The organism is Bacteroidota bacterium, assembly GCA_034723125.1.
In the GTDB taxonomy this organism is placed as follows: Bacteria; Bacteroidota; Bacteroidia; order CAILMK01; family JAAYUY01; genus JAYEOP01.
Genome location: JAYEOP010000480.1, coordinates 1,436 through 8,538 on the forward strand (window position 1 = coordinate 1,436; position 7,103 = coordinate 8,538).

A 7,103-nucleotide genomic window follows, 5' to 3' on the forward strand; every position below is an offset into this window, starting at 1 on the left:
GACTGCCGACTGAAGACTGCGGGCTTCTCACTTCTTCCAACCACTTATACCAAACATCCATCCCCTCTCCTGTTTTAACAGAAACCTCAAAAAATTCAAGATGATGATTTACTTGCAGTGCTAATTTTTTTGCTTTTTCAATATCAAAATCAACATAAGGAAGAAGGTCGGTTTTGTTGATGATACAAATATCCGATGATTCAAAAATTGTAGGATATTTCTGTGGTTTGTCATCACCTTCGGTAACACTCATCACTACCACTCGTTTCGCTTCTCCAAGGTCAAATAAAGAAGGACAAACAAGATTACCAACATTTTCAATCATTAAGATAGAATTGTCTGCAACTTCCAATTGCTTAACAGCTTGATTTACCATATTCGAATCCAGATGACATCCGTTTCCTGTATTCACCTGAATTACAGGAGCACCAGCTTCTTTAATCCTTTCTGCATCATTTAATGTTTGCTGATCACCTTCAATAATAAAAAAATCAATATCGTTTTTTAAATCTTTTATGGTTTTTTCCAAAAGACTTGTTTTGCCTGAACCAGGTGAACTAACAAGATTTAAAGCAAAAATATTTTTCGCCTCAAAATAACCCCTATTTCTTTCGGCAAGCAAGTCATTTTTTTGAAGAATGTTTTGCTCAAGTTCCACCTTTTTTCCATGTGAATGTTCATGGTCGTGATGATGATGGTCATGATTGTGAGAATGTTCATGAGAGTGATCGTGAGAATGCTCATGAATAGGTTCTCCTGGTTTTCTAAATTTTATTTCTTCATCTGCTTGGCTACATCCGCAAGTCATGCACATAATATTTGTTTTTTAATGATTTTTTACGATTCAATATTTTTAGCAAAAATAATTATTCTACTTAAGCATACTGAATTAATTTTAAAAATTGTTAAAGGGAGGTTCTATTGTACATTTAAAACAACAGTAGAATCTTTTAATATTTCAGGTTTTAAAAGTCTCTCTTTTAAAAAATCCAATGCTTTGTTTAAATTTTCTTCTGCTCTATTAGTTAATTCCTCCTTAAATTCCCATTCATAACCTTTGATATGAAGTATGTATGTTTCAGGATATTTGTTGTAAATTTTATTACACAAACTCAAAACAAAAGCAGATGAAACAGCATGCATAGTAAATTCAACAGAAGCATTCGAAGGTTCAACTTTGGTAAGAATGTAATCGTCAATATCTTCTTCGGAAGCATCAACAAAAATCACATAATTATTTTTAGAAATTGTATCTGCATCCTCAATATTTAATTGGTAATTTGAATCAACTTCAATTCCTTTGAGTTCATTTTCTTTTATCCACTTTTCAATTCTATTAATAAACTCATTCCCAAGTCCATCATCTGTTCTTCCCGGATTACCATATCCGTATATCAATATTTGTGAATCTTCTTTCAAGCTTACTTTCTTTTTTTATCAATTAGATTTTCATTTTTATCAAAAAGTGATATTTCGAGTGGCATTTGCCCAAGTGCATGAGTTGCACAACTTAAACAAGGGTCGTAAGCTCTAATAGCTACTTCAACAGCATTCATCATGCCTTCTGAAATCTCAGATTGTCCATTCATAAACTGCTTTGCTGCAAGATTTACAGCTAAGTTCATTGGCTCATTATTGTTAGTTGTAGAAACAATTAGGTTAGCCATTTCAATCTGATCTCTGTCATTTATTCTGTAATGATGGAATAAAGTTCCACGTGGTGCTTCAAGCAATCCAACACCTTCATTTGTTTTTGTTCCTTTTATCACAAGGTCATCTTTTTGAAGGTCAGGGTCATTAAGCAATTCTTTCATCATTTCAGCGGCATGAAGAGTTTCTATCAGCCTTGCCCAATGCATGTGCATTGATGAGTTATTGGGTTTACCTTTTGTATATGCTTTATAAATTTCAAATTCTTTTTGAGCTATTGGTGAAGGTATAAAATCAGCAGTATTCAAGCGAGCCAAAGGTCCTACTCTATACCATCCTTTTTCCTTACCATATTCTTTTAAATAAGGAAATTTCATATAACTCCATGACTTAACTTCCTCTTCAATATATTCATAATAAAGCTGAGGGTCAACATCATTTAGTATCTTTTTACCTTCCGAATCAACAGCCCTAATAACTCCATCATATAAATCAAGAGCACCGTCTTTACGTACAAGGCTAAGATGATTTGAAGGAAAAGCTGAAAAATTATCAAGTAATTCCGCATTCTTTGAATGATAATCTTTAAAGAAATCAACAGCCGACTGAGACCATTCAATCATTTTATCAGCATTCAAAGGGTCAGCACCTTTTAAGAAAAAATCTCTTTCTTCAATACTCAGGTTTTTATTAATTCCACCCGGTATTGCTCCGGTACCGTGAATTTTTTTCCCTGCCGTAGCTCTAATAATTTCCTGTCCGAATTTACGCATCATAACGCCCTGCACTGCAAGGTCTTTATGTTCCATAGCCACACCAATAATATTTCTTACAAGAGGGTCGCCATCTATTCCAAACAAAAAATCGGGTGAAGATAAATGGAAAAAATGAAGAGCATGAGATTGGAATATTTGTCCGTAATGCATTAGTCTTCTCATTTTATCTGCCGTAGGAGTAAGTCCATCTCCCATTCCTGCACCCACGATTACATCCAATGCTTTCGCTGCAGCAAGATGATGGCTAACAGGGCAAATTCCACATAATCTTTGAACTAATACCGGTGCTTCCCAGTAAGGTCGCCCTTGAACAAATCTTTCAAATCCTCTAAACTCAACAATATGTAATCTGCTTCTTTCAACATTATTTTCATCGTCAAGATGAATAGTTACTTTTCCGTGTCCTTCAACACGTGTTACAGGTTCTATAGTTATTTTTCTTGTCATTTCCTTTGTTTTAATAATTAATCAAATTTAATAACCTCATAAGGTAATTTCATTTCATTACCGGTTACTAATGCATAAACTGCTTCCCAAATTAATTCTGCTCTCGGTGGACATCCCGGAAGATAATAATCCATTTTTACTACTTCATGGCAAGGATAAACCTTGTCAAGTATAATTGGTAGTTCTTCATCATTAGGCATTATTCTTTCTTTATTTTCCTGAACTGTAGGACCGTTTAAATATGCTTCTTCAAGACATTCTTTAACCGAAATTCCATTTCTTAATGCAGGCAACCCACCCATAATTGCACATTCACCAAAAGAAATAAGAATTTTACAATTTTTTCTGAAATCTTTAAGAATATGAACATTTTCACTATTACAGCATCCACCTTCAATTAGTCCGATATCACATTTTTTTGTAAACTGTTTAATATCATCAATCGGTGACTTATTGAACTCTACTAATTCTATTAAATCTAATATCTTTTCATCAATATCTAATAATGACATATGACAACCGAAACATCCTGCCAATGATGTTGTTGCTACTACTGGTTTTCCCATAATTATTTTCTCCTAATTAATATTCATTTTAATTTTCAATATCACTTCCTATTGGTTTTAAATCATACTTCCTTTTTCCAATAGGAACATCATAACCTTTTTCTCTGTATAATATTGAACCTACAGGACAAACATCCATTGCTTTTTTTGCCAATTTATCTGTCAGTTTATCTGTCAGTTCAGAATCTATATTTATTTTTGTTTTGTTACTTCTATTTTCTACTGCAAAAATACTTTTACCATCATCAGTTTTTATAGTCCTAACACATCTTTTACATAAAATACATCTGTTATCATCTTTGATAATTTTCGGATGTGAAGCATCTACTTCTTTAATATCAAACTGATATGGAAAACGAGGTACCATCATGTTAAATCTGTATGCCAAAGCTTGCAATTCACAGTTACCACTTTTTTCACATACAGGACAATAATGATTTCCTTCAACAAATAATGCTTCAACAATTGCTTTTCTCAAATCATGTAATTCAGGAATATTATTTTCTATTTTCATACCGTCATTTACAGGAGTAGTACAAGCAGTCATTAGTCTTCCATTAACTTTTACAGTACAAATACGGCAGGAACCTTTGGGTTTAACACCTTCCAAATTACAAAGAGTTGGAATAAATATTCCGTTATTTTTTGCAGCAACTACAATGTAAATGCCTTTTTCAACGATACATTCTTTCCCATCTATTGTTATTTTTACTAATTTATTCATATCATTTTTATAATTCGTTCAAAATTAATATTTAATTCATTTTGGCTTCTCTACCAACGGCTCTGCTTGATTCCTGAAGTGCCGCTTCAAGGTCAAAACCAGTATCATAATCCTTACCTTTTTGTACCAATTGCTCATAAATATGTCTGAAATTCTGAATACTTGATAATATAGGATTTGCTGCTGTTTGACCAAGACCACAACGGCTTGATTTAAGAATAGTTCCCCATTCTTCAAGATCTTTTATGTCTTGATAAACACCTCTTCCCTCTAGAATTTTTTCAACCTTTGATTTCATTAAAGAAGGTAAAATACGACATGTTGAACAAGAGCCACATGATTCTTCAATAAAAAATTCTGTAAAGTTTATAACACATTCTTTTATGAGATTTCTTGATTCATTAAAAATAATAAATGAACCTCCGGTAGAAAGATCGGAATAACAAACAGTTCTTGTGAATTCTATTGGGGCAACTAATACCCCTGAAGGACCCCCAACCTGAACAGCTTGTGTTTTTTCAATATCAGCACCTACCATTTCGAGAATATCCCTAACGGAAAATCCCCATTCTATTTCATAAACACCGGGGTAATTACAATCACCTGAAATACTTAATAATTTTGTCCCTGTTGAATTTTTGGTTCCTAATGCACTATAATAATCTGCACCTTTTTGTAATACCTTTACAACGGAACATAAAGTTTCTACATTATTGATAACAGTTGGTTTTTCCAAATATCCTTTTTCAACAGGAAATGGTGGTCTGTCTCTTGGCTCGCCTCTTTTTCCTTCAGCAGATTCTAATAATGCTGATTCCTCTCCACAAACATAAGCACCACCGCCAAATTGAATTCTGATGTCAAAATCAAATCCTTCAATTCCTGAAATATTTTTACCTAGAAACTTATTTTCACGCATTTTTTTAAGAACAAACTCAAGATATTTATGTAAATATTTATATTCATATCTCAAATATAAAATACCATGTTTTGCTTCAATTGAATAAGCCGCAATAGCCATTCCTTCAAATAAAAGTCCCGGATGCTCCGTAAGAATTACTCTATCTTTAAATGTTCCAGGCTCACCTTCGTCAGCATTACAAAAGACATATCTATCTTTTGCATCAGCCATACGACAAAATTCCCACTTTATACCGGTTGGAAATCCTGCACCTCCACGACCTCTAATATGAGATTTTTTTATTTCGGAAATTATATCAGTTGGAGATGATTTTGGAAGAATGTCAGTAAGTACAGAAAATGCTTTATAATTGTAATCTAATATTAAACCCCTTCTTCTAATACCATTAGTTACCATAGATTTAACAAGAGGATGATTGTTTTTTCCACTTCCATAACCTTCAGTAATCATTTCATCAATTGATTTTCCTGCTTTAATATCTCTTACAATTTCCTTAACTCTAAAAGTAGTAAGGCGGGTAAATATATTACCATTAATAATAGCAGCAACTTCTTGATCGTTCATTCCAATACATGAAGTATCAAACAAAGCAATTAATCCATCTTTTGTAACTTCTCCGAACTTACAACCAACTTCTTCTTCAAAAATTTTTTTAATTAATTCCCTTCCTTTCAGATTTGCCACAACACTATTATTTAAATAAATTGTGTATTTACCTGTAGGTTTTTGAGAAAAGAAATGATAAAACGAAACTGTTTCTTCTACATCTACGAAAGAAATATCTAAACCCTTGGCAATATCATTAATTGCATCATTTGAAATAAATCCATCTTCTTCCTGAATATCAATAAGGATATCCATTAATCTACTTCTATCCTTATTATATTTATCAATTATATCTTGAATAGTTTTACTCATAATAAATTTTTTACCTTGCTGTTAATAATTTCACACTGTTATTCAGCTAACAAATGTAAAACCAAAAGAAATTTCCAAACAAATAAAAGTGAAAATAATAATCAGTCTAAATAAGGGCGTAAATACTTGCATAATAAACACTCACATTCAACTGAATTTCTAAAATTTAAAAATACTAACTTAAATCATTAGACATCAAATGTACAAAATAATTTAAAAAAATAAAAAAAAATTATTATTTTTGAATACTGAAAACATTTGTATTAGAACAATTCAAAATATTCTTTTCTATGAGTATTGTAATAAAGGAAGTAAAAACGAAGAAAGATATAAAACAGTTTGTAAATTTCCAATTTGAACTTTACAAAGATGATAAGTTTTTTGTTCCTCCAATAAAAAGAGGTGCTGAAAAAGTATTACAGGCAGATAAAAATCCTTCCTTTGATTTTTGTGAGGCAAAGTTTTTTTTAGCTTTCAAAAATAATAAATGTGTAGGAAGAATAACTGGAATTTTGAATCATAAATACATCAAAAAGACAGATGAAAAACTTATGCGTTTTTCACAACCGGAGTTTATTGATGACACTGAGGTTTCTACAAAGCTTTTTGAAGCTGTTGAAGATTGGGCAAAAGAAAATGGAGCAATTGGAATCCATGGACCTTTAGGTTTTACCAATCTTGATACTCAAGGATTACTAATTGAGGGTTTTGATTACCTCCCTTCAATAGCATCAGTTTATAATAAAAAATATTATCAAAATCATATTGAAAAACTAAATTACGAAAAAGAAATTGATTGGATAGAATTTCGTCTTAAAATTGAAAAGACAATACCTGCAAAAGCAGTGAAATTAAATACTTTATTAAAGAACAGATATGAGCTTGAAGTAATACGATTTTCTTCAAACAAAGAATTAGTTAAATAGTGCCTCTAAGAAAACTATCAAATTTTATGATTTCTAAGATTTTTGATGAGATTTTTATTTTTTGAGACGAGGCGATGCCTTAGCATCAGTGAGTTGAGAAAGATAAAAATATCGCAAAAAGATAGGAATCTAATTTTGCAGAGTTTTCTTAGAGACACTAAATATGGGCAAACA

The 7,103-nt window shown here is 31.7% G+C and carries 7 protein-coding genes; 1 reads left to right on the forward strand and 6 read right to left on the reverse strand.

Annotated features, from left to right (window positions below; genetic code table 11):
• The 6 genes from hypB to U9R42_12470 all read right to left on the reverse strand — a co-directional run.
• Positions 1–814 (reverse strand): hydrogenase nickel incorporation protein HypB (hypB, locus tag U9R42_12445; protein MEA3496827.1); only part of this gene is annotated, 814 nt, incomplete at its 3' end.
• A gap of 104 nt (positions 815–918) precedes the next feature.
• Positions 919–1,419, reverse strand: coding sequence for a hydrogenase maturation protease (locus tag U9R42_12450; GenBank protein ID MEA3496828.1), 501 nt, complete (start codon positions 1,417–1,419; stop codon positions 919–921).
• 2 nt (positions 1,420–1,421) lie between these two features.
• The gene (locus U9R42_12455; protein ID MEA3496829.1) at positions 1,422–2,873 is read right to left on the reverse strand and encodes a Ni/Fe hydrogenase subunit alpha; all 1,452 of its coding nucleotides are present in this window, start codon (positions 2,871–2,873) and stop codon (positions 1,422–1,424) included.
• A gap of 17 nt (positions 2,874–2,890) precedes the next feature.
• Complete coding sequence (locus U9R42_12460) at positions 2,891–3,439, reverse strand: NADP oxidoreductase (protein MEA3496830.1); 549 nt, start codon at positions 3,437–3,439, stop codon at positions 2,891–2,893.
• A gap of 28 nt (positions 3,440–3,467) precedes the next feature.
• Positions 3,468–4,163: a 2Fe-2S iron-sulfur cluster-binding protein gene (locus tag U9R42_12465; protein MEA3496831.1), complete on the reverse strand. Its 696-nt coding sequence runs from the start codon at positions 4,161–4,163 to the stop codon at positions 3,468–3,470.
• A 31-nt stretch (positions 4,164–4,194) separates the two neighbouring features.
• Positions 4,195–6,003 carry an NAD(P)H-dependent oxidoreductase subunit E gene (locus U9R42_12470; GenBank protein MEA3496832.1) on the reverse strand — a complete coding sequence of 603 codons (1,809 nt, stop codon included), beginning with the start codon at positions 6,001–6,003 and terminating at the stop codon, positions 4,195–4,197.
• A 290-nt stretch (positions 6,004–6,293) separates the two neighbouring features.
• Between U9R42_12470 and U9R42_12475 the strand changes: the two genes are divergently transcribed.
• Positions 6,294–6,929, forward strand: coding sequence for a hypothetical protein (locus U9R42_12475; GenBank protein MEA3496833.1), 636 nt, complete (start codon positions 6,294–6,296; stop codon positions 6,927–6,929).
• The last annotated feature ends 174 nt before the right edge of the window (positions 6,930–7,103 follow it).